22 protein-coding genes are annotated in these 24,723 nt (G+C 69.9%); 7 read left to right on the top strand and 15 right to left on the bottom strand.

The features are described from left to right. From AC1PK7_RS20600 to AC1PK7_RS20570, 7 genes are all read right to left on the bottom strand, one after another. On the bottom strand, positions 1-588 hold the full coding sequence (locus AC1PK7_RS20600; protein ID WP_420008293.1) for a hypothetical protein: 588 nt from the start codon (positions 586-588) through the stop codon (positions 1-3). Positions 589-600: 12 nt separating this feature from the next. Next, positions 601-1,095, bottom strand: a complete 495-nt coding sequence (locus tag AC1PK7_RS20595) for a hypothetical protein (protein ID WP_279362154.1) — start codon at positions 1,093-1,095, stop codon at positions 601-603. 216 nt (positions 1,096-1,311) lie between these two features. Continuing rightward, complete coding sequence (locus AC1PK7_RS20590; protein ID WP_481099347.1) at positions 1,312-2,241, bottom strand: lysylphosphatidylglycerol synthase domain-containing protein; 930 nt, start codon at positions 2,239-2,241, stop codon at positions 1,312-1,314. Next, complete coding sequence (gene clsB / locus AC1PK7_RS20585; protein ID WP_481099346.1) at positions 2,238-3,443, bottom strand: cardiolipin synthase ClsB; 1,206 nt, start codon at positions 3,441-3,443, stop codon at positions 2,238-2,240. Before clsB ends, AC1PK7_RS20590 begins: the two co-directional genes overlap by 4 nt. Beyond that, positions 3,440-4,180 (bottom strand): endonuclease/exonuclease/phosphatase family protein, encoded by a 741-nt coding sequence (locus AC1PK7_RS20580; RefSeq protein ID WP_481099345.1) that lies wholly within the window; start codon positions 4,178-4,180, stop codon positions 3,440-3,442. The genes clsB and AC1PK7_RS20580 overlap by 4 nt, the downstream gene beginning before the upstream one ends. A gap of 120 nt (positions 4,181-4,300) precedes the next feature. Further along, positions 4,301-6,238, bottom strand: a complete 1,938-nt coding sequence (locus AC1PK7_RS20575) for a M61 family metallopeptidase (protein WP_481099344.1) — start codon at positions 6,236-6,238, stop codon at positions 4,301-4,303. A gap of 293 nt (positions 6,239-6,531) precedes the next feature. Next, positions 6,532-6,828 (bottom strand): hypothetical protein, encoded by a 297-nt coding sequence (locus AC1PK7_RS20570; protein ID WP_481099343.1) that lies wholly within the window; start codon positions 6,826-6,828, stop codon positions 6,532-6,534. Between the two features lie 221 nt (positions 6,829-7,049). Between AC1PK7_RS20570 and AC1PK7_RS20565 the strand changes: the two genes are divergently transcribed. Both AC1PK7_RS20565 and AC1PK7_RS20560 read left to right on the top strand, forming a co-directional pair. Further along, positions 7,050-7,610 (top strand): sugar O-acetyltransferase, encoded by a 561-nt coding sequence (locus AC1PK7_RS20565; RefSeq protein ID WP_481099342.1) that lies wholly within the window; start codon positions 7,050-7,052, stop codon positions 7,608-7,610. Positions 7,611-7,695: 85 nt separating this feature from the next. Then, positions 7,696-8,142 (top strand): universal stress protein, encoded by a 447-nt coding sequence (locus AC1PK7_RS20560; RefSeq protein WP_420008286.1) that lies wholly within the window; start codon positions 7,696-7,698, stop codon positions 8,140-8,142. Between the two features lie 246 nt (positions 8,143-8,388). On the opposite strand, the gene AC1PK7_RS20555 is transcribed toward AC1PK7_RS20560, so the two are convergent. Beyond that, a complete protein-coding gene (locus AC1PK7_RS20555) occupies positions 8,389-8,682 on the bottom strand; it encodes a DUF2782 domain-containing protein (protein ID WP_017910345.1) in 294 nt (97 codons plus the stop codon). A 296-nt stretch (positions 8,683-8,978) separates the two neighbouring features. Between AC1PK7_RS20555 and polA the strand changes: the two genes are divergently transcribed. Further along, positions 8,979-11,750 (top strand): DNA polymerase I, encoded by a 2,772-nt coding sequence (polA, locus tag AC1PK7_RS20550; RefSeq protein WP_481099341.1) that lies wholly within the window; start codon positions 8,979-8,981, stop codon positions 11,748-11,750. A gap of 521 nt (positions 11,751-12,271) precedes the next feature. On the opposite strand, the gene AC1PK7_RS20545 is transcribed toward polA, so the two are convergent. From AC1PK7_RS20545 to AC1PK7_RS20530, 4 genes are all read right to left on the bottom strand, one after another. Continuing rightward, positions 12,272-12,538: a DUF2164 domain-containing protein gene (locus tag AC1PK7_RS20545; RefSeq protein WP_420008284.1), complete on the bottom strand. Its 267-nt coding sequence runs from the start codon at positions 12,536-12,538 to the stop codon at positions 12,272-12,274. Beyond that, positions 12,535-13,434, bottom strand: a complete 900-nt coding sequence (gene hemF, locus AC1PK7_RS20540; RefSeq protein WP_481099340.1) for an oxygen-dependent coproporphyrinogen oxidase — start codon at positions 13,432-13,434, stop codon at positions 12,535-12,537. Before hemF ends, AC1PK7_RS20545 begins: the two co-directional genes overlap by 4 nt. A gap of 75 nt (positions 13,435-13,509) precedes the next feature. Further along, positions 13,510-14,070, bottom strand: a complete 561-nt coding sequence (locus tag AC1PK7_RS20535; protein ID WP_481099339.1) for a hypothetical protein — start codon at positions 14,068-14,070, stop codon at positions 13,510-13,512. Between the two features lie 398 nt (positions 14,071-14,468). After that, on the bottom strand, positions 14,469-16,853 hold the full coding sequence (locus tag AC1PK7_RS20530) for a S9 family peptidase (protein WP_481099338.1): 2,385 nt from the start codon (positions 16,851-16,853) through the stop codon (positions 14,469-14,471). A gap of 209 nt (positions 16,854-17,062) precedes the next feature. Between AC1PK7_RS20530 and AC1PK7_RS20525 the strand changes: the two genes are divergently transcribed. The 4 genes from AC1PK7_RS20525 to AC1PK7_RS20510 all read left to right on the top strand — a co-directional run bounded on the left by AC1PK7_RS20525 (position 17,063) and on the right by AC1PK7_RS20510 (position 21,546). Then, a complete protein-coding gene (locus tag AC1PK7_RS20525; protein WP_481099337.1) occupies positions 17,063-17,482 on the top strand; it encodes a hypothetical protein in 420 nt (139 codons plus the stop codon). Positions 17,483-17,659: 177 nt separating this feature from the next. Further along, positions 17,660-19,060, top strand: coding sequence for a cytochrome ubiquinol oxidase subunit I (locus AC1PK7_RS20520; protein ID WP_010342709.1), 1,401 nt, complete (start codon positions 17,660-17,662; stop codon positions 19,058-19,060). Further along, on the top strand, positions 19,060-20,076 hold the full coding sequence (gene cydB, locus AC1PK7_RS20515) for a cytochrome d ubiquinol oxidase subunit II (RefSeq protein ID WP_481099336.1): 1,017 nt from the start codon (positions 19,060-19,062) through the stop codon (positions 20,074-20,076). The genes AC1PK7_RS20520 and cydB overlap by 1 nt, the downstream gene beginning before the upstream one ends. Before the next feature lie 108 nt (positions 20,077-20,184). After that, positions 20,185-21,546: an AMP-binding protein gene (locus tag AC1PK7_RS20510; protein WP_481099335.1), complete on the top strand. Its 1,362-nt coding sequence runs from the start codon at positions 20,185-20,187 to the stop codon at positions 21,544-21,546. Between the two features lie 152 nt (positions 21,547-21,698). Here AC1PK7_RS20510 and AC1PK7_RS20505 read toward each other — a convergent pair whose 3' ends face one another. From AC1PK7_RS20505 to AC1PK7_RS20495, 3 genes are read right to left on the bottom strand one after another with little or no spacing between them, the layout of a single operon-like run. Beyond that, complete coding sequence (locus AC1PK7_RS20505; protein WP_481099334.1) at positions 21,699-22,232, bottom strand: P-loop nucleotide/nucleoside kinase family protein; 534 nt, start codon at positions 22,230-22,232, stop codon at positions 21,699-21,701. Beyond that, positions 22,225-23,241 (bottom strand): chorismate transformation FkbO/Hyg5 family protein, encoded by a 1,017-nt coding sequence (locus AC1PK7_RS20500; RefSeq protein WP_481099333.1) that lies wholly within the window; start codon positions 23,239-23,241, stop codon positions 22,225-22,227. Before AC1PK7_RS20500 ends, AC1PK7_RS20505 begins: the two co-directional genes overlap by 8 nt. After that, positions 23,238-24,596 carry an NAD(P)/FAD-dependent oxidoreductase gene (locus tag AC1PK7_RS20495; protein WP_481099332.1) on the bottom strand — a complete coding sequence of 453 codons (1,359 nt, stop codon included), beginning with the start codon at positions 24,594-24,596 and terminating at the stop codon, positions 23,238-23,240. Before AC1PK7_RS20495 ends, AC1PK7_RS20500 begins: the two co-directional genes overlap by 4 nt. Positions 24,597-24,723 lie beyond the last annotated feature (127 nt).

Here is a 24,723-nt window from a genome sequence, read left to right as displayed (position 1 = left end):
TCAGGGCGTGCGCTTGTGCGCGATGCAGATGCCGTCATTGCCCGCGTTTTCGGCCTGATCGCACAGGGTCCAGCACAGTTGCGCCGGCCGTGACCAGGCGGTGGCGATGCGCTCGCATTGGGTGATGGCGTCCTGCAGGTCGCTGGCGGATAGCCACCCGCACCCCATCGTGGGCAATGACACGTGAGGCTCCCTGATCGCAGTGTCACCCACGACCAGAATTGCGCGTTTGTCTTGGTTTTCGCGAAAGAACGTCGCCGCCTGCTGCGCCGATGCGCACTGCAACAGCACGGCGGCGACCTCATTGCGGTAAACGATAATGCGCAGCGCATCCGGGCGGTAGTCCAGGCGCGCCGCACCGCGATCCACGCAGATCTTCGAATTGTCGGCAGGCGATGCGAGCAGATGCCGATCCTGTTGCCGTGTCGTTGCCGAACACGGCATGCCGATCCAGACCGGCGGCCGTTCGCTGCGCGGGGGATGCGATGGTGATCCCGCTGCACCGCAGCCGCCGAGCAGGCTCGTCCAGATGGCCGCGGCTGCGATCCTTGGCAGCCCGCGTTCTGATGTGCGCAGGCGATGCGTCACCCTGCGCATGCGTCAGCGCTGCGACGCCGCGACGCGGGTGAAGTAATTGGTGCGCATCGTCGGCGTGCCGTCCGGCGCGAATGCGGAGACCGTCTCGGTCATCGAACGTCCGTCCGCGGCGACGGTGTAGATGCGGGTCGAGGCCACGCTCCTGTCCTTGGCCAGCATCATCACCAGCACGTTGGGCGCCGGCATCTGCAGGGCGAAGACATCGGCCTCGAAGTTGTTCTTCACCGGCGTGGCGCGGCCATCGAGCGCGGCGACGCCTTCGGCATGCATGGTGCCGCCGCCCTGTTCGGCAATGTCGACCTTGACCGCCCACTTGCCCTTGCCCGCCTCGCTGAAACGCAGGGTGACGGCCTTGGGCCGGTCCTGGGGTGCCCGATCCAGGCGCGCCACGTCCACGGCCCAGTTGCCGAGCAGGGGCGAGGGCGCAGCGGGTGCGGCGGATGCGGACAGACACGGCGACAGCAGCGTCGCGAGCGCGACGGCGAACAGCAGTTTCATGCGACCTCCCGGGAATGATGCGCGGCGATGAGGACAGCCAATGGTGTGCGCTACGCGCGTTCGCTCGGTCGACCGTGCCGGGGTGCCGAAGAGCGCATCCGTGCGGCGGCATGACCGTCCTGCTCCAGGACGCGTGCGCTGCGACACTAGCACCGGGTGCGTACCGCAACAAGTCCGGTGGTCAGGAGGCTGGGTCCGCCGAGTGCACGGCCTGGCTCAGCCCGCGCCGCGCCGCCACCGCGCTTCCAGCACCGCATAGCCTGCACAGGCCAGCAGCAGCGGGCCGAGGTAGTAGAAGGCGCGATAGGCCAGCAATGCCGCCAACAGTTCCGCTTGCGGCGCCTGCGATCCCAACAGCGGCAGCACCACCGCTTCCAGCACGCCGATGCCGGCCGGCACGTGGGCGATGGCGGTGGCCACGGCCGCCGCCAGCAGTGCGCCGAGCACCGGGACGTAGGCCACGCCGGCCGGCATCAGCACGTACAACAGGGCGCCCATCAGCGCCCAGTTGCCGGTGCCCAGGCCGAGCTGCAGCAGCGCCAGCGGCAACGGCGGCAGGTGCAGGGCGTGGCCGCGCACCTGCAGCGTGCGGCCATGCGCGCGCTTGCAGGCGATCAGATACGCCAGCACCGCGGCCAGCATCGCGGCGCCGATCCAGGGCAGCGCCGCGCCGCTGAGCGTCCACTGCGCCGGCATGCGCAGGCGCCCGCTGACCAGCAGCACGCCGGTCAGCAACAGATAGCCTGCCCAATTGGTGGCGATGGCGAAGCCGACTACGCGGCTGATCGTCGCCAGGCCCAACCCGGCGCGTCCGTACAGGCGGTAGCGCAGGGCAGTGCCGCCGATCAGCGCGCCGACATTCAGGCTGAAGGCGTAGGCGATGTCCGCGATCGCCATGACCCGCGGTACCGGCACCGCATGCGCGGCGTAGCGTCGTGCGGCCAGATCGTAGCCGGCATACAGCAGGTAACTGGCCAGGGTCACCCCGGTCGCGGCGGCCAGGGTGCCGGCACCGTAGCTGGCGAGGGTGGTGCCGACTTGCGCCCAGTCCACCGTGCGCGCCGCACGTACCAGCAGCACCGCCACCAGCACCAGGAAGGCCAGATAGGCGATGCGACGCAGCAGGCGCCAGCGCGTGCGGCTCATGGTGCGTGCCGGCGGCGCCGCAGCACCGCGGTGCGCGGCGTGCGCTTGGGCAGTCGGCTGGCCCACTGCGGCACGTTGCGCAGCAGGTGGAACAGCAGCGGCCGCAGCAGCGGTTGCCAGAAGCGCCCGCGCGGCACCTGCGCCGGCACGACCTCGCGGCAGTGCCGTTGCATCAGCCGTTGCAGGCGCCCGTGCAGGTCGCGCGCGAAGGCGGCATTGCGGATCACCAGGTTGGCTTCCAGGTTCAGCGCCAGGCTCAGCGGATCCAGGTTGCTCGATCCCACCGTGCTCCAGTGGCCGTCGATCACCGCGACCTTGCCATGGAACGGGCGCTCGCAGTACTCGAAGATGTGCACGCCGGCATCGACCAGATGCCGGTACAGCGCGCGTGCGGCGAACAGCGCCAGCGGCGTGTCCGGCTGGCCCTGGAAGATCAGCTTCACCGCCACCCCGCGGCGCGCAGCGGCGCACAGGTCGCGCAGGAAGCCGTAGCCGGGGAAGAAGTAGGCGTTGGCGACTACGATCTCGTGCCGCGCGCTGCGGAACGCCTGCCGGTAGGCGCGTTCGATGCTGCGCGAACGGCCGGCATTGTCGCGCGGCAGGAAGCACACCTCGGCCGCGCCGGCGGGCGGCACATCGACCTGCTCCTGCGGCACCCACCCCGCACCGGTGCCGTGGGTGACCAGGGTCCGGCGCACGAACGCGACCATGTCCGCCACCACCGGACCTTGTACCTCCACCGCGTAGTCCTGTTTCGCCTCCGGGCCGAAATCGGCCAGGTGATCGGCCGACCAGTTGATGCCGCCGATCATGCCGATCCGCCCGTCCACCACCAGCAGCTTGCGGTGCATGCGTCGGAACACGTTCAGGCGCACGCCGAGCAGGGTCGGCTGCTGGTCGAACAGGCGCAGCTCGGCGCCGGCCTCGGTCAGTTCGCGCACGAAGCCGGGCGAAAGATCCGGCGAGCCGAACGCGTCCACCAGCAGATGCACGCGCACGCCGCGGCGCGCGGCCGCGACCAGGTGGTCCTTCAACGCCAGGCCGACCTTGTCCTCGAACCAGATGAAGGTCTCCAGCAACACCTCGTGCCGGGCCGCGTCGATCGCGGCGAAGGCGCGCGGGAAGTACGCATCGCCGTTTTCCAGCAACTGCAGGCGGTGGCCCTGGCGCCAGCGCGTGTCGCGGTTCGCCGCCCGGTTCACAGCACGATCCTGGCATGCAGCGGGGCATGGTCGGACAGGTGCGACCACGGCCGGCCGGTCAACACCCGTGCGGCCTCGATGCGCACGTTGCGCACATAGACGCGGTCCAGCGGCAACAGCGGCCAGCGCGCCGGAAAGCTGCGCGCCACGCGTCCATGCAGCTGCGCGAAGGCCTCGGTCAGGCCATGCCGCTGCAGCAGCGGATGCCCGCGCTGGCGCCAGTCGTTGAAGTCGCCGGCGACGATCAGCGGCGCCTGTGACGGCAGTTCGGCGATCAGCGCGCCGAGCAGGCCGATCTGCCGACGCCGGTGCGCCTCGCGCAGGCCCAGGTGCACGCAGATCGCATGCAGCGCTTCGGCATGCCCGGGAATCTCCAATACCGCATGCAACAGCCCGCGGTGCTCGTGGCCGGCGATGGAGACGTCGCGGTTGACGAAGGAGGCGATCGGGAAGCGCGACAGCAGCGCGTTGCCGTGATGCCCATGCGGATACACCGCGTTGCGGCCGTAGGCGAACTGCGGCCACAGCGCATCGGCGAGGAATTCGTACTGGCTCTGCGCCGGCCAGTCGGCGTGGCGGCCGGCATGCAGTTGGTGTTCGCCCAGCACTTCCTGCAGGAACACCAGGTCCGCAGGCAAGGCGCGGATCGCCGCGCGCAGTTCCGGCAGCATGAAGCGCCGCTTCAGCACGCTGAAGCCCATGTGCGCATTGACGGTCAGCAACTCGATCGCAGGCATGCCGGGGCAGGACGGACGTTACGCCTGCCATTGTCGCCAGCGTCCGCGTGCGGCGCGTGACGGCGCCGCTGCGCGTGGCCTGCCGCCGCTGCGTTGCCGGCAGCGGCGGCAAGCGGCGGCTCAACGCCGTGCGGCGATGATCTTGCTCAGGTAGTCCGGCGTGCCCTCGACCCGCACCAGGTGCGGATACTGCAGGCCGTCGTGGTAGTTCACCGGCACGTCGCGCACGCCGCCCTGGTACTTGAGCGTCAGCACGATCGGCGCGCTGCCGCCCTTGGCGTCGGCGATGGCCTGCTTGAGCGTGTCGCGCGAGTAGTCCTGGCCGTTGACCGCCAGCACCGTGGCGCCGCTGCTGACACCGGCCTTGAACGCCGGGCCGTCCCACAGCACGTCGTTAATGCTGGCGTCGTCGTTCATCACCAGGCCGATCGACCAGGCGAAGTTGTAGCGGTGCCGCGCCGACTGGTGGCGGCCGTCGTACTGCTTTTCGAATGCGCTGGGCTGGTCGGTGTACACCAGCTTCCAGCCGCTGGCCTGCAGGCCTTCCAGCAGCGGCGGGTCCACCTGGTAGACGCGGCGGTTGATGTAGTCGGCCCAGTCGTAGTGGACCACGCCGTCGAGCGCGGCGACGACGTCGTCGAAGGTGTAGGTCTTGACCGCGAAACTGCCGTCGTCGATGCCGAAGAACGCCTTGGCCACGTCGTCCAGCGACTTGCGCCCGCCGCTCATCGCGCGCAGCTTGGCGTCCACCGCCAGCCACACCATCTGCCCGCCGCTGTAGTAGTCCTCGCTCATCTGCCAGCTGCGGTAGGGCAGCGGGGACCGGTGCGCGGCGGTGGGGTCGTTGGTGGTGTCCTCCAGCGAGCGCCAGCGGAAGCCGGCGCGGTTGCGGTCGTAGTTGGCCGCGGTCATCGCCAGCGCATCGCGGAACTGTTGCGGCGTCCACATCCCGGCGCGGGCGGTCAGCACATAGCCCCAGTACTGGGTCTGGCCCTCGTAGACCCACAGCAGCGAGTCGCCCATCGGCACGTTGAAGGTCGGCGTCCACAGGTCGGCCGGGCGCCGGAACTTGCCGTTCCAGGAGTGCGTGTACTCGTGCGCCAGCAGGTCGCGGTCCGGCGCGTTCTCGTCCCAGGCGCTGAAGTAGTCGGCCGCCAGTCCGTTCTCGCTGGACTGGTGGTGTTCCAGGCCGTTGCCGCCCAGCACGTCCGACAGCGAGAACAGGAAGTCGTAATGCGCGTAGTGGTGCGAGCCGAACAGCTTGATCGCCTGCACCGGCAGGTCGCGGTGCGCCTGCAGCTGTTCGGCGCTGATGTCCAGGAACCGCGGCGCGTCGGCGACCACGTCCAGGTGCACCGGCGCGCCGCCGGCCGGGGTCAGGTCCACACGCTTGAAGTAGCGCCCGGCGTAGATCGGCGAGTCGACCAGGGTGGTGAAGTCCACCGGCTTGAAGGTGGTGGTGGCGCCGTTGCGGCTGGCGGTCTCCAGCGCGGTGCCGAATTCCCAGCCGGCCGGCAGGGTCACGCTCGGCGCCACGGTGATGCCGCGGGTGTCGTGGCCGGCCGGGTACAGCGCCACCTTGTTCCACTCCAGCTGCAGCATCTTGTCGGTCATCTCGAAACCGTCGTCGCGTGGCGACAGGTACTGGAAGCTGGCGTCGATCGCGCTCACGCCCTGCGGCACGTCGACGTGGAAGCTGTACACGTCGAAGGTGTCGCGGCGCCACGGCAGCGGCTTGCCGTTGGCGGTGAGGGTGAGGCCGGCCAACATCGCCACCGGCCCGCTCGGCGAATGGTCGCCGGGAATCCACTGCGGGTACTGCAGGGTCAGCCGCCCGGCGCTGACCGGGATGGTCTCGTGCACGCGGTAGATGCCTTGGCGCACGTCGCCGGCGTCCACCTGCAGGGTCAGGGTGCCGGGATAGGGCGTGTCCTGCGGTGCCGGCACGTCGGGCGCGCGCACCACCTGCGCCTGCGCGGCACTGGCGAGCGCAAGACCGATGCCGAGGACCAGCGCCCGGCGGGCGCGACGGGAGACGGGAAAAGCGGTGGCGGACATGCGCGGCTCCGAGAGCGGGATGGGATGCGAAGCGCGGAACGTTAGCACCTGCCGCCGTCGCCGGCGCACTTGCCCGGCTCGGTCACGCAGGTGCCAGGCAATGCCGTTCATCCCGGTGCCACGGCTCCCGGGCTGTGGCACCGGGAGGGCCGCGCGACAGCGGTATCCTTCCAGCGCCTGGCGACAGCGTTGGTCGTCCGGCTCTGTCCCGCTGTGGACGGCCGCCGAGTGCGCAACCCCTTGGACTCCGGCTACATCGCAGCTTCGGTGTTGCAGCCGGAAAGCGTGCCGCCTCAGTCCTTCAGCGCGCCGTCGCTCGGGTCGCTGGCGGCATAGGTCGAGGTTGGCAGCTCCGCAGCATGCGGATGCCGCAACGCCTCGCGCAGCGGCGCCGGCAGGTGCTCGACCGCCAGGATCACCTTGCCGAAGTGCACGTCGCGCACTGCGCTCGCCGGCACCACGAAATCGCCGCCGTTCTCGATATTGACGACGAACGTGGCGCCGCCGTCGCGCACCTCGCGCACCGCCCCCACACCGACCTCGCCATCGGCGACGAACACCATCTGACCTGCTTCCACACGTTCGGACATCGCGCACCGCCTTTGTCTGGGAGAGAGCCCGCGCGGGCTGGAAGGCGCCGGCACGGGCGTTCGATGATCGGACGCGTAGGCGTTGCTGGACGGTGAATGCGGCGTGGTCTGTGGATCACGACGTCGCCGTGGCTGCCGCCGCGCGTCACCGCCAGGGGACACGCGCCGTGACGCAGCGCGATGCGATCATTCCCCTTCGACCACTGCCTGGGAGGGCAAGGATGCGAAGCGAAAAAGAGAAGATGCTGGCCGGCGAGGCGTATCGTCCCAACGATGCGCAACTGCAGGCCGAGCAGGACGCGGCCAGTGCCTGGATGCGGCGCTACAACGCGGCGCTGGCCAAGCCGCCGGCGCGGCGGCACGCATTGCTGGTCGAAGGACTGGGTTCGGTCGGACGCGGCGCGGTGGTGCGGCCGCCGTTCCATTGCGACTACGGCTACAACATCCACCTCGGCGAGGACGTGTTCCTCAACTTCAACTGCGTGATCCTCGACGTGGCGCCGGTGCACATCGGCGCCGGCACCCAGATCGGGCCGGCGGTGCAGCTGTACGCCGCCGATCATCCGCGCGAGGCCGCGCAGCGCGCCGAAGGGCTGGAGCTGGGGCGGCCGGTCATGATCGGCCGCAACGTCTGGATCGGTGGTGGCGCGATCGTGCTGCCGGGCGTGACCATCGGCGACGATGCGGTGATCGGCGCCGGCAGCGTGGTCACCCGCGACGTGCCGGCCGGCGCGCGCGTGGCCGGCAATCCGGCACGCCCGCTGAAGCCGCACAGCGACTGAATTTGATCCGGGTCAAGGCGGGCGCTGCGCAGCGGGTGTGCAATGCTTTCCTGGCCGCCACGCGCGGCGTTACCGGAGCACCGCCATGTACCAGCGCATCCTGATCGCCATCGATGGTTCCGAGTTGTCCGCCAAGGGCCTGCAACAGGGCCTGGCGCTGGCCGCCGCGCTCGGCGCGGAGGTGGATATCGTCACTGTGTCCGAGCCGTGGGCGATGGGCATGTACGACGCGATGGGCTGGAGCGTGGGCTACGAGGCCAGCCCCGAATACCGCCAGGACCGCGAAGCCGGCGCGCAGAAGATCCTGGCGCCGGCGCTGGCTGCCGCCGAGGCGACCGGGGTGACCGCGCACGGCCGTCATGTGCTCGACCGCTACGCCGCCGAGGGCATCATCGACATGGCCGTGGCCTGCAACAGCGAGCTGATCGTGATGACCTCGCACGGCCGCCGCGGCATGAGCCGGGTCCTGCTCGGCAGCCAGACCGCGGAAGTGCTCGCCAACAGCCAGGTGCCGGTGCTGGTGATCCGCTGACGTGCGGGCCCGCCCGTGCCGAAGTCGGCGCGGTACCGAAACCGCTTGAGGCCGGCATTCGGCCTCTGGCGACAGCGACCTATGGCTTAGCCGATACGCTTCGGCCTGTCACGCGGCTGCGCCGAGAGGCGACGCCGCGACAGGGGGCTGGCGCCCGATACGCACGTGCATCCGTCCGTCCGGCAGATCGGGAAGATGCGCTCACCCTCGCGCGCGCCGCCGTTGGGCGGCGCGCCGGGCGCGACATCACCAGCTGTACAGCTTCCAGTACACGGGCGACACATTGTCCTTGCTGCCGTCCACTTCCATATGGCCGTCGCCGTTGCGGTCGTACAGGTAGTAGGCCGGGCCGCGCGCCGGGGTCACCTTGACCATGCGCAACTGGCCACCCACGCGGTATTCGTCGACGGTATCGCCGTTGTCCATCTTGCGCTGGGTCGTTTCCGCGCCGCGCACGTCCATCGGTGCACCGTCCGGGCCCAGGCCGGTCGAGGCGCAGCCCGCCAGCAGCAACAGCGGAACGAGGATCAGGGCTTTCATTGCGGTGTACTCCACAGGCAGGACATGCGCAGAGTATGCGCCGAGTGTCCGCGTGCGGTGTGCGAATGGTGCCGCACCCTCACCCCAACCCCTCTCCCGACGGGAGAGGGGCTCGTGCCGCTCCCTTCTCCCCTTGGGACCACGGCCCCCTTTTGGGGGAAGGTGCCCCGCAGGGGCGGATGAGGGTACGGGCGCAGCCTCGTAGAGCAAATCAGCGAGACGCTTCGCGTCGCACCCTCACCCCAACCCCTCTCCCGACGGGAGAGGGGCTACACGCAGCAGCGTAGAATTGGCCGATGAGCCGATTAGTCCTGATCGACGGGTCCAGTTACCTGTATCGCGCGTTCCACGCGCTTCCGCCGCTGACCAATGCCGCCGGCGAGCCCACGGGCGCGCTGTTCGGCGTGGTCAACATGTTGCGCGCCACCCTGAAGGAGCGCCCCGAGTACGTGGCCTTCGTGGTCGACGCGCCGGGCAAGACCTTCCGCGACGACCTGTACCCGCAGTACAAGGCCAACCGTCCGCCGATGCCCGACGAGCTGCGCGCACAGGTCGAGCCGATGTGCCAGATCGTGCATGCGCTGGGCATCACCATCCTGCGCCAGGACGGGGTCGAGGCCGACGATGTGATCGGCACCCTGGCCCTGCAGGGCGCCGGCGACGGCCTGGACGTCACCATCTCCACCGGCGACAAGGATTTCGCCCAGCTGGTGCGCCCCGGCGTGCAGCTGGTCAACACCATGAGCGGCAGCCGCATGGACTCGGATGCGGCGGTGATGGAGAAGTTCGGGGTCTGGCCGCACCAGATCGTCGATCTGCTGGCGCTGATGGGCGACGCCATCGACAACGTGCCCGGGGTGGAGAAGTGCGGTCCCAAGACCGCCGCCAAGTGGCTGGCCGAGTACGGCTCGCTGGACGGGGTGATCGCGCATGCCGACTCCATCAAGGGCAAGATCGGCGACAACCTGCGCGCCGCGCTGCAGCGGCTGCCGCTGAACCGCGCACTGGTCACCATCAAGACCGACGTCGCGCTACCGGGCGGCCCGCGCACCCTGGGCCTGCGCGAACAGGAGCCGGAGCAGTTGCGCGGCCTGTACCAGCGCTACGGCTTCACCCAGGCGCTGCGCGACCTGGACGGCGGCGTGGCCGCGCCGGAGGCCGCCAGCGAGGCCACGCCGAGCCTGCGCGGCACCGCCGCCGGCTATGCCCGCGGCGCGGCGCCGGCCGATGCCGCCGCGCTGGACCCGGCACTGGCCGCCAAGGGCGACTACACCGCGGTGAGCACGCCCGCGCAGTTCGAGGAACTCCTGGTGCGCCTGCGTGCCGCCGACGGCTTCGCCTTCGACACCGAAACCGATGCGCTGGACGCCATGCGCGCCAACCTGGTCGGGCTCAGCTTCGCCACCGAGCCGGGCCGCGCCGACTACCTGCCGCTGGGCCACGACTACCCCGGCGCGCCGGTGCAACTGGACCGCGCGCTGGTGCTGGAGATGCTCAAGCCACTGCTGGAGGACCCGGCCAAGGCCAAGGTCGGCCAGCACGGCAAGTACGACCTGCACGTGCTGCGCCGCCACGGCGTGGCGGTGCAGGGCTACGCCGACGACACCATGCTCGAGAGCTTCGTGCTCAATTCCACCGCCAGCCGCCACGACATGGATTCGCTGGCCCGGCGCTACCTGGGCTACGACACGGTCAAGTACGAGGACGTGGCCGGCAAGGGCGCCAAGCAGATCGCCTTCTCGCAGGTGGCCATCGACGACGCCACCCGCTACGCGGCCGAGGACGCCGACATCACCCTGCGCCTGCACCGCACGCTGTCGGCGCAACTGGAGGCCGAGCCGGCGCTGGCGCGGGTCTACCGCGAGATCGAGATGCCGCTGGTGCCGGTGCTGGCGCGTGTCGAGGCCAACGGCGTGTGCGTGGACATCGCCGAGCTGCGCAAGCAGAGCCAGGAGCTGAGCCAGCGCATGCTGGCCGCGCAGCAGAAGGCCACCGAGTTGGCCGGGCGCAGCTTCAACATGGACTCGCCCAAGCAGTTGCAGGCGGTGCTGTTCGACGAACTGAAGCTGCCGGCGGTGCTGAAGACCCCCAAGGGCCAGCCCAGCACCAACGAGGAGGCGCTGGAGGCGATCGCCGACCAGCACGAGCTGCCGCGGGTGATCCTGGAATACCGTGGCCTGGCCAAGCTGCGCAGCACCTACACCGACAAGCTGCCGGAGATGGTCAATCCCGCCACCGGCCGCGTGCACACCAGCTACCACCAGGCCGGTGCCGCCACCGGGCGGCTGTCCTCCTCCGATCCCAACCTGCAGAACATCCCGATCCGCACCGACGACGGCCGCCGCATCCGCCGCGCCTTCGTCGCCCCGCCGGGGCGCAAGCTGATCGCCTGCGACTATTCGCAGATCGAGCTGCGGATCATGGCCCACCTGTCCGAGGACCCCGGCCTGTTGCGTGCCTTCGGCAGCGGCGTGGACGTGCACCGTGCCACCGCCGCCGAGGTGTTCGGGCGCAAGCTGGAAGAGGTCACCGGCAACGAGCGCCGCGCCGCCAAGGCGATCAACTTCGGCCTGATGTACGGCATGAGCGCGTTCGGCCTGGCCCGCAACCTGGGCATCGGCCGCGGCGAGGCCCAGGACTACGTGGCGCTGTATTTCAGCCGCTACCCGGGCGTGCGCGACTTCATGGAGCGCATGCGCGAGCAGGCGCGCACCCAGGGCTACGTGGAGACCCTCTTCGGCCGCCGCCTGTACCTGAACGACATCAACGCCCGCCAGCAGGGCCTGCGCGCCGGCGCCGAGCGTGCCGCGATCAACGCGCCGATGCAGGGCACCGCCGCCGACATCATCAAGCGCGCCATGGTCGGCGTGGACGCCTGGCTGCAGGACCACCGCGACCGCGCGTTGATGATCCTGCAGGTGCACGACGAACTGGTGTTCGAGGCCGATGCCGACTTCGTCGACACCTTGCTGCCGGAAGTGACCGGACGGATGTCCGCCGCGGCGGAGCTGAAGGTGCCGCTGGTGGTGGACAGCGGCGTGGGCGACAACTGGGACGAGGCGCATTGAGCGCGCGGGTCCTGGAGATGTATTCCAGGACCGGCATGGCGTTGCGGTGCCTTGCGTAGACAGCGTGGGTGCTGGCTCGCGGAAAAATCGAATCGGGTTTTCGGACGGATTATCCCGCCAGTGATTTTCGCTTTCCCATTCGCGCTGCTTTTTTGACCCGGTGGCGCGCTGAAGCCCCTGGAATTCCAACTGGCGTCACACCCTGCGGCGCGCGGCGCTGCAGCGATTGAACGGAATTTTGACGCTGTTTATTTTGGGCGGATTTTGCGAATGAATCCGTCCTTAATCTGACAAATTTTTAACTTAAATCTTCACGAACGAGCAAGGTGGGAAATGTTCTTATATCCCTCGACAGGCGCAATACCTGTCGCGGATCTCCTCCCATCCCCTGGAGCAGATCCAGGAACGGCGACTCCTCCCCAAGTCTCCGTTCCCTGGCCCCGCCGACCTCCCCCTGGTCCGCGGGGCTTTTTTATGCCCGCAGTTTTTCGGCACCGCGTTCCCGGCGTCTGCTGACGCGTTCAGCGGCGCGCGTCGGCCGGCTGCTGCAATTGATAGAGCGCGTCGTCCAGGGTGTCCATCTGCGCGGCCAGCGTGGCCCGGGCATCGTCCAGGCCGCGGTTGTAATAGTGCGGGCCGATGCGCTCGGCGACGAAGTCGAGCAGGAATTCGGCCTCGAACGCGCCGACCTGCTGCTGCAGCTCGGTGCGCAGGTAGGCCTGCAGCTGTTCGGCGATGGCGCGCTTGTCCTCGCGGCCCAGCACCGCGGTGCGCGCCGGCGCGCTCACGCCAGCCACTCGCGCGGCACCAGGTATTCGGCCAGGCGCGCCTCTGGGCTGCCCGGTTCCGGCTGGAAGCCGTATTCCCAGCGCACCCGCGGCGGCAGGCTCATCAGGATGCTCTCGCTGCGCCCGCCGCTCTGCAGGCCGAACAGGGTGCCGCGGTCGTAGACCAGGTTGAACTCGACGTAGCGGCCGCGCCGGTACAGCTGGAACTCGCGCTCGCGCTCGCCCCAGGGCTGGCTGCGGCGGCGTTCCACGATCGGCAGGTAGGCATCGAGGAAGCCGTCGCCGACCGCACGCTGGTAGGCGAAGTCGCGCTCGAAATCGGCGTGCAGGTCGTCGAAGAACAGGCCGCCGACGCCGCGGGTCTCGTTGCGGTGCTTGAGGAAGAAGTACTCGTCGCACCAGCGCTTGTGCGCCGGATAGCGGTCTTCGCCGAACGGCGCGCACAGGTCGTGCGCGGTCTGGTGCCAGTGGCGGGCGTCCTCGTCGAACGGGTAGTACGGGGTCAGGTCGAAGCCGCCGCCGAACCACCAGGCCACGGTGGCGCCATCGCGCTGCGCCTCGAAGTAGCGCACGTTGGCATGGGTGGTGGGGATGTACGGATTGAGTGGGTGGAACACCAGCGACACCCCGACCGCGCGCCAGGAGGCGCCGGCCAGTTCCGGGCGGTTGGCGCTGGCCGAGGGCGGCAGGCGGGTGCCGGCGACGTCGGAGAAGCCGATGCCGGCCTGCTCGAACACCGCGCCGTCGCGCAGGATGCGGGTGCGGCCGCCGCCGCCCTCCGCGCGCTGCCACAGGTCTTCGGCGAAACGGGCCTGGCCGTCGGTGGCCTCGATCGCCGCGCAGATGCGGTCCTGCAGGCCGGTGAGATAGTCGCGGACACGGTCGAAGGTATGCATGCCGCCATTCTAGAAGCTCGCTGTGTCAGCCGTCTGCGGCCGGCTGCACGGACGGTGCAGAGCGGTCGAGGTGCGTCAGCGGCGGAACTCGGCGCGGATCGCGGGGCGGCACAGCTGGTAGACCAGCCAGCCGTGCAGGCCGGCGAAGACCAGGGCGGTCAGCGCGCCGCTGACCATGAGCGTGATCCGGCCCAGGGCCAGGTCGTGCTGGAGCTGTTGCGGGTCGACGCCCTGCTGCAGGGTCCACGCATGCAGCAGGTCGAACAGTTGCCACAGCAGCGGCAGCGCCGCGAAGTTGGCCGCGGCGGTGGCCACCAGGAACACGATGAACGCCCGCCGCGCCCAGTCGCGCCGTTGCAGCAGCGCCCACGCCGCCGCGCACAGCGCCGCGGATAGCAGCGCGGTCAGCCAGGACAGCGCCAGCGCATGGGTCACGCACCACTGCAGCAGCGGCGGCAATGGCAGGCCGGCCTCGCGCAGCGCGCCCTCGATCGCCCCGTCCGGCAATACCAGCAGCAGTAGCGCCTGGCCAATCCCGTACAGCAGCGACAGCCCCCCCAGCAGCAGCGTGAGCTTGGCCATCGCGTCGATGGTCTGGTTGCGGACGGCTGGCAGGGGCAGGGGCGGGGGCGACATCGGCGGTCCTTCGGGGCGGGGCGGCGCTGGCGGCGCCGCACCGGCGGCAGTCCGGCAAGGATAGGGATGGCGGACCCGGGCGCAAGCCGGGTGGGGCGCGAGACGGTGCCACTGCGCATGTGCCGGGCGCATGGCCGATGGCAAGGTCGTCCGTTGCCGTCCGTGCAAAACCGCCGGGGCGCGGGCAGTGCCGTGTCCGGTGGCTGTGGGCACTTGCGTAGGAGCGGCTTCAGCCGCGACGCGTTACCGGGAACGCCCCGTCGCGGCTGAAGCCGCTCCTACGCGATGGCGTCGTGATGCGTGGCGGGTGCAGGCGGTTGGCGGTGTCCTGCGGGCGCCGCGCGGGCTCCCCAGCGCCTGCCGCACGTCGACGGCAGGCGCCTCGGCGCGCACTCGGCTCAGCGCAGCTCGCGCTCGAACAGCTTGAGGATGCGCTTGTACTCGTCCAGCCAGGAGTCGGCGCGGGTGAAGCCATGCTTCTCCAGCGGGTACGGCGCGATCTCCCAGTTGTCCTTGTGCAGCTCGATCAGCTTCTGGGTCATGTCCACCGAGTCCTTGAAGAACACGTTGTCGTCGACCATGCCGTGGGCGATCAGCAGGTGGTCGCGCAGCCCGTTGGCGTATTCGATCGGCGAGGAGGTGCGGTAGGCCTCCGGGTCCAGGTCCGGGGTGTTGAGGATGTTGGAGGTGTACTCGTGGTTGTACTGGCTCCAGTCGGCCACCGGACGCAGCGCGGCGCCGGCCTTGAACGTGCCGGGGCTGCGGAACAGCGCCATGTAGGTCATGAAGCCGCCGTAGGACCCGCCGTAGATGCCGGCGCGGCTGCGGTCGCCCTGCTTGCTGTCGACCAGCCAGTCCAGGCCGTCCAGGTAGTCCTCCAGCTCCGGATGGCCCATGTCGCGATAGATCGCGGTGCGCCAGTCGCGGCCGTAGCCGGCGCTGGCGCGATAGTCCAGGTCCAGCACGATGTAGCCCTTCTGCACCAGCAGGTTGTGGAACATCTGCTCGCGGAAATACGGGCTGTAGCGCGCCGAGACGTTCTGCAGGTAGCCGGCGCCGTGCACGAACATCACCACCGGATAGCGCTTGCCCGGCTCCGGCTGCGCCGGACCGTAGTACTTGCCCCAGACGGTGCCGGCGCCGTGCTTGGACGGCACCTGCACGAACTGCGGCTGCACCCACGGGCGCGCCTTGAACGCGGCGCTGCGGGTGTCGGTGAGCACGCGCGCGTTGCCGCCGGCGGCCGGCAGCACCGCCAGTTGCGTGGGCAGGTAGGGGCCAGAGTAGTGCACCAGCAACTGCTGGCCGTCCGGCGACAGCGCGAAGTCCTCGACGCCGTCCAGCGCGGTCAGCTCGGCGACGCTGTCGTTGCGCAGGTCGAGCTTGCACACCTCGTAGTCGCCCGGCCACTTGCGGTTGCACAGGAACAGGAAGCCCTGGCCGTCGGCGCTGACCACCGGCGCGGACACTTCCCACTTGCCGGAGGTGCGCTGGCGCGGCTTCTCGTTGCCGCGCTGGGTGTACAGGTGCGAATAGCCGGACTGCTCGGACAGCAGCCACAGGGTCTGGCTGTCCGGCATCCAGCCGAAATCGTTGAAGCTCCAGTTGATCCAGGCCGGGTCGGTGAGGCGGTGGCGCGGCTGCAGCACGGCCTTGTCCAGGTCGACGCTGGCGATCCAGCGGTCCTTGTTGTCCACCGCACGCAGCAGCACGGCGACATTGCGGCCGTCCTCGCTCCAGTGCATCGAGGCGCCGCTGCCGTCGCCGTCGGTCTCCACGCGCACCGCGCGCGGGCCCTGCAGCGGCTCCTGCTTGGCCGCCTTGCGCAGCGCCGCCAGCGGATCGGTGCCGATCCCGGGCAGCACCGACAGGTCGAGCTTGCGCGCGCTGCCGGCCACCGCATCGACCAGCCACAGGGTCTGCGCCACCGGCGAATTGCGCCCGACCAGGGTGCGCGCTTCCTGGAACTCGGCGTAGCCGGACTCGGTCACGTAGCGCGGCATCTTGCTCTCGCGGCCTTCCTCGGCGCCCTTGGCGTGGGTGACGACCAGCAGGTGGCGGCCGTCCGGCGACAGCGCGCTGTCGTCGACCACCACGTCGTCGCCCAGGTACACCGGTGCCGGCGCGCGGCTGCTGTCGGCGCGGCGCCAGGCCTGCTCCTGCTGGCGCAGCAGCTCGCGCTGCGCGCGGTCGCGGGCCAGGGTTTCCAGGGTGCGCAGCTGCTGGTCGCGCAGCACGTCGGGCTTGGGCGCGGCATCGGGATCGCGCTCGGCCTTGAGCACCGCGGCCTGCTGCACGCCGCCGCCGGGACTCCAGCGGTACCAGTCGTTGCCGACCCGCCACAGCGCGCCGCCATCGGTGGTGAACTGCGGCCGCGCGGCGGCCTGGTTACTGCGGGTCAGCTGGGTCAGGGCGCCGCTGCGCAGGTCGCGCAGGAACACGTCGCCGTTGCGCACGAACAACATGCGCTGGCGGCGCGCGTCATAGACCGGATTGGCCGCGTCCAGGGTGTTGCGCTGCGCGTCCTCGACCCGCTGCGCGGCGCCGCCGTCGACCCCCTGGCGGTAGGTGTCGCGGACCGGGCTGCCGGTGCGCTTGAGCTGGTACTGCACCTGGCGCCCGTCCCAGGCCCACCAGGCGTCCTCGACCGGCGGCCCGATCCAGTCCGGATCGGCCATGGCCTGCTCGATGGTCAGCGGGGCGGCGGCCTCCTGGGCCGCGGCCAGCGGCGGCAGGCAGGACAGGGACAGCAACACAACAGCGCTCAGGGCGAGACGACGCATCTGGAATTCCGGGCGAACGGCAAACCGCAAGCGTAGCAGCCGCCAGGGTGGCGCGATTGCGCCGATGGTCATGGGCGGCATTGGAAGCGTAGGCCTTGTAATCTTGGCGACGGTGCTGGCGGACACGCGCCGGGTAGATCGGCGCACGCGGTGGCTGCGCCATGATCGCTCGTCACACCGCGCGTCGCTTCAGGTCACGACGGCCTGGCATGACGCAGGCCAAGGTCGACACGCCACCGGGCAAGCAAGCATGCAAACGCAAGGGAACCATGAAAAGTGTGCTTGTGTTGGCGGCGCTTGCAACAGGTGGCGGACAGCAAACGCACGACCTGCCAAAGAACGACTGCGCGTCCAGCTTGCGCCCGCTCGAAACCATTCGGCCAGCGCTGCCAGGGCGCACGGGAAGCCTGTTCATCGGCTCGATCGACGTCGCGATCGTGATCGAAAGGAATGGCGACGTATCGTTTGCCGAAATATCGAGGGTCGATGTCCAACAGTTGGAGAGAAGGAAATTCTCCGATTCAGGATACGCTGAAGCGGTGCTTGACGCTGTCGGACAGTGGACGTTTCCCGCGGTGGGCATGCGATGCAAAAAGGAAGTCAAGGTGGAGCTGGCGTTGTCTGATTGAGGGAGGCGCCGGGCTTGAGACGTGGTCCGATGAACCGAGCCTCGAACAGAGCCTTCTTTCCGCTCTCGCGGTTGCGCCAACCCTGGGGTGATATAGGCGCTGCGACAAACCGTCACATCCCATTTCGTCGCGCTGCACCAACAATAGGCATCGTTTCCGCTGCCTCAGGCGCTACTCATGGACGCCCTGCTGCTGTCACGCATCCAGTTCGGATTCGTCATCAGTTTCCACGTGCTGTTCCCGGCCTTCACCATCGGCCTGTCGAGCTGGCTGGCGTTCCTGGAGTGGCGCTGGCTGCGCACCCGCGACACGGTGTGGCGCGATCTGTACTTCTTCTGGCTGAAGATCTTCGCCGTGTCCTTCGGCATGGGCGTGGTCAGCGGCATCGTGATGAGTTTCCAGTTCGGCACCAACTGGGCGGTGCTCAGCGAACGCGCCGGCAATATCCTCGGCCCGCTGCTCAGCTACGAGGTGCTGACGGCGTTCTTCCTGGAAGCCTCGTTCCTCGGGGTGATGCTGTTCGGCTGGCACAAGGTGCCGGAGAAGCTGCACTTCCTGGCCACCTGCCTGGTCGCCATCGGCACGCTGATCTCCACGTTCTGGATCCTGTCTGCCAACAGTTGGCTGCAGACGCCTGCCGGCTATGCCGTGGTCGAGGGCGTGTTCCACCCGGCCAACTGGCGCGAGGTGATCTTCAATCCCTCGTTCCCGTACCGGCTCACGCACATGGTGCTGGCCGCCTTCATCACCACCTGTTTCGTGATCGGCGGAGTCAGCGGCTGGTATCTGCGTCGCGGCGAACATCTGGACGCGGCCGGGCGCATGCTCAAGCTGGCGGTGGCGTTCGCCGCGATCGCGCTGCCGCTGCAGATCGCCGCCGGCGATGCGCACGGCCTGAATACGCTCGAGCACCAGCCCATCAAGGTGGCGGCGATGGAAGGGCACTGGCACGGCGAGGCGCCGGGGCAGGGCGTGCCGCTGGTAGTGTTCGCGGTGCCCAACGAGGCCGCCGAGCGCAACGACTACGAGGTGACCATCCCGCGCCTGGGCAGCGTGATCCTCACCCACACCCTGGATGGCGAGATCACCCCGCTGACCGCGGTGCCGCGGGACGAGCGGCCGCCGGTGAAACCGGTGTTCTACGCGTTCCGGGTGATGGTCGGGCTGGGCATGGCGATGCTGCTGCTGGCGCTGGTGTCGCTGTTCTTCTGGTGGCGCGGCACGTTGCTGCGCCGGCGTGCGCTGCACCTGGCATGGAACGCGATGCTGCCGGCCGGGTTCGTGGCCCTGGTCGCCGGCTGGTTCGTCACCGAGATCGGGCGCCAGCCGTACGTGATCTATGGCCTGCTGCATACGCGCGATGCGGTCAGCCCGGTCAGCCCGGCGATGGTGTGGATCTCGCTGAGCGTGTACGTGCTCGCCTATGCGCTGGTGTTCGGTTTCGGCAGTTGGTACATCCTGCGCATGCTGCGCCATGGGCCGCTGCCGCACGAGCCGGCGCCGCGCATGCAGGAGGGCGACAAGACCCCGGCACGGCCGCTGTCGGCGGCCGACGACGACATCGAGGAGACCCGCTGATGGACATGGCGACCGTATTGCCGGTGATCTGGTTCGGCGTGATCGGCTTCGGCGTGCTGATGTACGTATTGCTGGACGGCTTCGTGCTCGGCCTGGGCATCCTGGCGCCGTTCGCCGAGGACGAGGACCAGCTCGACCTGATGATGAACACCGCCGCGCCGATCTGGGACGGCAACGAGACCTGGCTGGTGCTCGGCGGCGCCGGCCTGCTGGCGGCGTTCCCGAAAGCCTACGCGGTGGTGCTGTCGGCGCTGTACCTGCCGGTGCTGCTGATGCTGATCGCGTTGGTGTTCCGCGGCGTGGCCTTCGAGTTCCGCTTCAAGGCGCGCAGTTCCAAGTACCTGTGGGGCTGGGCGTTCGCGCTGGGCTCGCTGTGCGCGGCGTTCTGGCAGGGGGTGATCCTGGGCGCGCTGGTGGAAGGCATGCCGCTGCAGGACGGCAAGTATCTGGGCGGGGTGCTGGGCTGGTTCAGCCCGTTCTCGATGCTCACCGGTGCGGCGGTGGTGTTCGGCTACGCGCTGCTCGGCGGTAGTTGGCTGATCCTCAAGACCGAGGGCGCCATGCAGCGCATCGCCCGCACCCTGACCCGGCCGCTGGTGCTGGTGGTGGTGGTGTTCATGGGCCTGGTCAGCGCCTGGCTGCCGTTCCTGGACTCGCGGATCATGGCGCGCTGGTTCCACGACGGGAATTTCTGGTGGCTGTCGCCGGTGCCGCTGCTGGTGCTGGTCAACGCGCTGGCGCTGTGGCGCGCGGCGATGGCGCAGGGCCGCGATGCGCGCCCATTCGTGCTGACCCTGTGCTTCTTCGTGCTCGGCTTCTTCGGCCTGGTGCTGGGCATCTGGCCGAACATCGTGCCGCCCGGGCTGACCATCTGGGAGGCGGCCTCGCCGCCGTCCTCGCAGGGTTTCGTGCTGGTCGGGCTGGCGGTGCTGCTGCCGGTGATCCTGGGCTACACCGCGTGGTCGTACCGGGTGTTCCGCGGCAAGATCACCGCCGACACCGGCTACCACCACTGACGGCGGGCCGTCGCGGCGGCCGACCGGCTTGCCAGCGACGGCGGTGGCGGCCAAGCTACCGGTTCCCCGCGCCGTGCGGGTCATCGCCCGCCCGAGCCGCCGCCCCGCATGTCCGCTGTTTCCTCCGAAATTCCCGTCGCGCCCCTGTTGCACCCACTCGCCGTCGGCGATGCGCGGCGCCCGCTGGCCTTCGCCAACGGCGAGCATATCGACCTAGCCACCTTCCTTGGCCACGTGCGCGGTCTGGCCGCAGTGCTGCCGGCCGGCCGGCATGCGCTGAACCTGTGCGAGGACCGCTACCGCTTCATGGTCGCGTTCTGCGCGGTGGCGCTGCGCGGGCAGACCTCGCTGCTGCCATCCTCGCGCGCGCCGGCGGTGGTGGCCGAGGTGCAGCGCACCCATGCCGACTGTTATTGCCTGGGCGACCTGGCGCTGGCCGAGCCGCCGCCGCGCTACTGGCAGTTGCCGGACGCGCTGCCGTCCCTGGACGGGCCGATGCCGCAGCTGGCCGACGACGCGCTGGTGGCGATCGGCTTCACCTCCGGCAGCACCGGCGCGCCCAAGCCCAATCCCAAGACCTGGGGCAGCTTCCTCACCAGCACCCGCCAGGACCTGCTGGCACTGGTCGGGCTGTGGCCGGACACGGCGGTCCCGCAGGTGGTGGCCACGGTGCCGCCGCAGCACATGTACGGGATGGAGCTGTCGATCCTGTTGCCGCTGGTGACGCCGCTGGCGGTGCACGCCGGGCGCCCGTTCTTTCCCGAGGACGTGGCCCGCGCGCTGGCGCAGCTGCCGGCGCCGCGGCTGCTGGTGACCACGCCGGTGCATCTGCGTGCGCTTGTCGAATCCGGCGTCGCCCTGCCGCCGCTGGCCGGCATCGTCTCGGCCACCGCGCCGCTGGCGCAGGAGCTGGCCGCCGCCGCCGAGGGGCGCTTCGGCGGCGAGGTGCGCGAGATGTTCGGTTCCACCGAGACCTGCGTGTTCGCCAGCCGCCGTACCGCCTGCGAAGTGCCGTGGACGCCGCTGCCCGGCGTGCGCGTGGCGCCGCAGCCGGACGGCACCCTGGTGCACGCGCCGCACCTGCCACAGCCGGTGCTGCTGGCCGACCTGATGGAAGTGGACGCCGACGGCCGTTTCCAGGTGCGCGGCCGCCAGGCCGACCTGCTGGAGATCGCCGGCAAGCGCGCCTCGCTGGCCGATCTCACCCGGCGCCTGCTGGCCCTGCCGGGCGTGGTCGATGGCGCGATGCTGCAACTGGATCCGGAACCGGGCCAGGCGGTGGGCCGCATCGCCGCGGTGGTGGCGGCGCCGACCCTGGACGAAGCCGCGATCCTGGCCGCGCTGCGCCGCGAACTGGATCCGGTGTTCCTGCCGCGCCGGCTACGCCTGCTCGACGCCCTGCCGCGCAACGAGACCGGCAAGCTGCCGCGCGATCGTCTGCTGGCGTTGTTGGCGGCGCGCGAGGACTGACGGGGCGGGGGATCAAGCTGGCTTGGCAAGCGGCCAATCGACCCTAACGTGTGCGAATACGCCGAGCTGTCTCGCGGCAGGTCGCGTCGCATGCGCGAGCATGCCCATCGCTGCGGCATAACCGGTTTTGCTGCGATCCTGCCGGTACCCGCTCAGGAAAGCGCGGCGGCGACCTGCGCGAACAGGTGCTGTAGATCCACCGGCATGCGGGTGTCCACGTCGATCACCGTCCCCAGGCCGATCGGACCGGGATAGTCGGCAAGCAGGTCGGGCGGCAGTTCCCGCAGGGGGTGCGCCGCATGCTGCGTGCCCGTCGCGGCGCGCGCGCGGAAGCGGCGCAGGGTCTCGTCATGGCCGCAGTGGCAATGGACTTCCACCAGCCTCGCCTCCAGTGCGGCGATCCTGCCGCGCTCGTAGTCGCTGCGGGGCCGGAAGTTGGCTTCCAGCACCGCGTGCGGACTGCGCTGTGCCAGCGACCAGAGGATCTCCATCGCTGCGCCGCCGAGACGGCGCGACGCGGCGAGATCGCCGCCGCCATCGCCGAGGGCGTCGGTCAGCGTCTCCTTGATGAAATCCTTGCAGAACAGCGGAAAGCCCAGGTGCGCCGCCAGCGGGACCGCCAGCGTGGTCTTGCCGGCACCGGGGGCGCCGGACACCAGGACGATCTTGCGTTGCCGCTCAACCATGCACGCCGTCGATCTCCACCGCCAGTTCGTCGCGGCAGATCACCGCGTGCAGCAGCAGGCGTGGCACACGCTCGCCGAAGCGCGCATCGAGGGCATCGGCGACCAGCGGCAGGTCGCCGGGCTCGCGTACGTAGACCTTTAGGCGTGTGCCGTCGCCGAACTGCGGCGGCAGGTCCGGGGCGTGTTCGCGCGCGGCCGCCAGCAGGGCGTCGAAGTTGGCGAAGGTTTCCTCCAGCTGCGCCAGCAACTGGCCCTGGTGCATGGAGGCGTGGCCGACCACGCTGGCGGTGCCCGACAGCAGCAGCGGCATGTCGCTGCCGGCCGGCGGCAGCATGGCGCGGGCGAAGCTGGGCGGCTGCGGGCCGTACTGGCGCGGGTAGCGGTAGGCGCTGACCTGGCGCGGGTTCTCCAGCGGGGTGCCGGCCTGCGCGGCGGCCAGCCAGTAGATCTGCATCACCCGTGCGTCGTCGCAGCGGCCGACCGCGGTCGCCGCCGGCAGCTGGGTGGCGTCGAAATCGCCGAGCCCGCGCGCGCGGCCCACGCAGAAGCGCCGGTAGCGTTCGCGGTCGCCGCTGCCCAGGGTGATCGCATCCAGATAGTTCCAGATGCGCAGCAGGCGCGGAGTGGCGCTGCCGGCGACGAAGCCGCTGAGCTGGGCGTAGGCGAGCGCGGCGGCTTCCTCGATGTCCAGGTCGACCTGGCGCTCGTCGATCTCGATCACGCCGAACTGCAGGCGGCCGTCGCTGGCCCAGGCGATGGCGCCGTCGCGGCCGCTGTGCACGGGGGCGTCGGTGCGCCACACCTCGAGCATGCGCGGGCCATGCGGCTGCAGCGGCACCCGCAGGTAGCGCGGGTCCTCGTGGTAGGGCGCGGTCTCGCCGAAGCCGAACACCGCCAGGACGCGGTCCTCGGCCAGCCACTGGCTGGGGTCGGTCTCGGCGACATAGTCCACCTGCAACTGCGGATGGCCCTGCGTGTGGTGCGGAAACTGCAGGTGCGGGCGGCTCATGGGGTGTCTCCGTGCAAGGTGTCGCCGTGGAACGATTCGCGGGCCTGGCGGCGACGGTGGCGCCAGGCGCGCCATGCCCGCGGCAGCATCGCCACCGCGGACAGCGCATAGATGGCACGGAACACCCGCAGGCGGCGCAGCACCGCACGGTTGTCGAAGACGTCGCCGGCGAGCATCGCCACCACCGCCTGCTCCACCTGCAGCACGTTGCGCGGCTGCGCGAACAGCTCGCGCATGGTCGGCGAGGTGAAGCGGTAGATGAACCACTTGAACTCGTCCAGGCCGCCGCGCAGGTGCCGCTCCAGGCGCCGCTGCAGTCGCGCCTCGCGGGCCGGGTCGCGCAGCGCCGCGTCGACCATGGCCGCGCCGCGCTCGGCGCTGTGCATGGCCAGGTACACGCCGGAGGAGAACATCGGGTCGACGAAGGCGTAGGCGTCGCCGAGCATCAGCCAGCGCGGCCCGCTCATGCGCGTGCATTCGTAGGCGTAGTTGCCGGTGGCATGCACGGGTGCCACGCGCTGCGCGTCGGCCATGCGCGCCACCACGTCCGGATTCAGCGCCAGCGTGCGCAGCAGGAACGTCTCGCTGTCGCAGCCCTGGCGGGTCTTCATGTACTCCGGGTCGCACACCGCGCCCACGCTCATCACGTCGTCGGGCAGCGGGATCAGCCACATCCAGCCGTGCGCGTGGCGGTAGATGCTGATGTTGCCGGCGTCCTCGCCCGGGCGCCGCGCCACGCCGCGGAAATGGCTGAACAGCGCCGCCGACTGGTGCCGCGGATTGGCGCGCTTGAGCTTGAGCTTGTTGCCGAGAAAGGTGTCGCGGCCGCTGGCGTCGATCAGGTAGCGCGGCCGGTAGTGGCGCAGACCGTCGGCGCTGCGTGCCTGCACCGTCGGCGTCTCGCCGTCGAGCTGCACCGCCTCGACGCGCACGCCCTCGTGCACGTCGGCGCCGACCGCGCGTGCATGCGCGAACAGCACCCGGTCGAAGTCGGCGCGCGGCACCTGCAGCGCGAAGTCGGACTGCGCGCCTAGCGCGTGCGAGAAACGGAAGGTGTTGTAGCCGCCGGCATCGTTGGGAAAATCGGCGCCGAGCTTGAGCACGCCGATCGCCCGCACCTGGTCTAGCACGCCCAGCCGCTGCAGGATCGGCATGTTCATCGGCAGCAGCGATTCGCCGATGTGGAAGCGCGGGTGGTGATCCTTTTCCAGCACCGTCACCCGCCAGCCGCGTTGCGCCAGGGCGATCGCCGCCGCACAGCCGGCCGGCCCCCCGCCGATCACCAGCACGTCGGGCGTTTCCGCCTCGATGGCGCTTGCGGTGGGTGGAGGGGAAGCAACAGCGGGGGACGTCATCCTGAGGGAACCTGCGGGCGCAACGGCGGGGCGAAACGGCATGATAGCGTGCCGTTCGCGGGCCGATGGTTGCGCCGCAGCGCCCGATGCACCATCTTGTCGCACCCGTCCTTACGCCTGGAAGCCC

This window comes from Xanthomonas sp. NCPPB 3174 (genome assembly GCF_056725205.1).
This window is presented reverse-complemented; position numbering and strand designations above follow the sequence as displayed.

Excerpts from the sequence above, each read along its gene's own strand:
- AC1PK7_RS20595 (WP_279362154.1), bottom strand. The coding sequence starts at position 1,095 with ATGAAACTGCTGTTCGCCGTCGCGCTCGCGACGCTGCTGTCGCCGTGT.
- AC1PK7_RS20590 (WP_481099347.1), bottom strand. The coding sequence starts at position 2,241 with ATGAGCCGCACGCGCTGGCGCCTGCTGCGTCGCATCGCCTATCTGGCC.
- AC1PK7_RS20580 (WP_481099345.1), bottom strand. The coding sequence starts at position 4,180 with ATGCCTGCGATCGAGTTGCTGACCGTCAATGCGCACATGGGCTTCAGC.
- AC1PK7_RS20575 (WP_481099344.1), bottom strand. The coding sequence starts at position 6,238 with ATGTCCGCCACCGCTTTTCCCGTCTCCCGTCGCGCCCGCCGGGCGCTG.
- AC1PK7_RS20570 (WP_481099343.1), bottom strand. The coding sequence starts at position 6,828 with ATGTCCGAACGTGTGGAAGCAGGTCAGATGGTGTTCGTCGCCGATGGC.
- AC1PK7_RS20565 (WP_481099342.1), top strand. The coding sequence starts at position 7,050 with ATGCGAAGCGAAAAAGAGAAGATGCTGGCCGGCGAGGCGTATCGTCCC.
- AC1PK7_RS20560 (WP_420008286.1), top strand. The coding sequence starts at position 7,696 with ATGTACCAGCGCATCCTGATCGCCATCGATGGTTCCGAGTTGTCCGCC.
- AC1PK7_RS20555 (WP_017910345.1), bottom strand. The coding sequence starts at position 8,682 with ATGAAAGCCCTGATCCTCGTTCCGCTGTTGCTGCTGGCGGGCTGCGCC.
- polA (WP_481099341.1), top strand. The coding sequence starts at position 8,979 with ATGAGCCGATTAGTCCTGATCGACGGGTCCAGTTACCTGTATCGCGCG.
- hemF (WP_481099340.1), bottom strand. The coding sequence starts at position 13,434 with ATGCATACCTTCGACCGTGTCCGCGACTATCTCACCGGCCTGCAGGAC.
- AC1PK7_RS20535 (WP_481099339.1), bottom strand. The coding sequence starts at position 14,070 with ATGTCGCCCCCGCCCCTGCCCCTGCCAGCCGTCCGCAACCAGACCATC.
- AC1PK7_RS20530 (WP_481099338.1), bottom strand. The coding sequence starts at position 16,853 with ATGCGTCGTCTCGCCCTGAGCGCTGTTGTGTTGCTGTCCCTGTCCTGC.
- AC1PK7_RS20525 (WP_481099337.1), top strand. The coding sequence starts at position 17,063 with ATGACGCAGGCCAAGGTCGACACGCCACCGGGCAAGCAAGCATGCAAA.
- AC1PK7_RS20520 (WP_010342709.1), top strand. The coding sequence starts at position 17,660 with ATGGACGCCCTGCTGCTGTCACGCATCCAGTTCGGATTCGTCATCAGT.
- cydB (WP_481099336.1), top strand. The coding sequence starts at position 19,060 with ATGGACATGGCGACCGTATTGCCGGTGATCTGGTTCGGCGTGATCGGC.
- AC1PK7_RS20510 (WP_481099335.1), top strand. The coding sequence starts at position 20,185 with ATGTCCGCTGTTTCCTCCGAAATTCCCGTCGCGCCCCTGTTGCACCCA.
- AC1PK7_RS20505 (WP_481099334.1), bottom strand. The coding sequence starts at position 22,232 with ATGGTTGAGCGGCAACGCAAGATCGTCCTGGTGTCCGGCGCCCCCGGT.
- AC1PK7_RS20500 (WP_481099333.1), bottom strand. The coding sequence starts at position 23,241 with ATGAGCCGCCCGCACCTGCAGTTTCCGCACCACACGCAGGGCCATCCG.
- AC1PK7_RS20495 (WP_481099332.1), bottom strand. The coding sequence starts at position 24,596 with ATGACGTCCCCCGCTGTTGCTTCCCCTCCACCCACCGCAAGCGCCATC.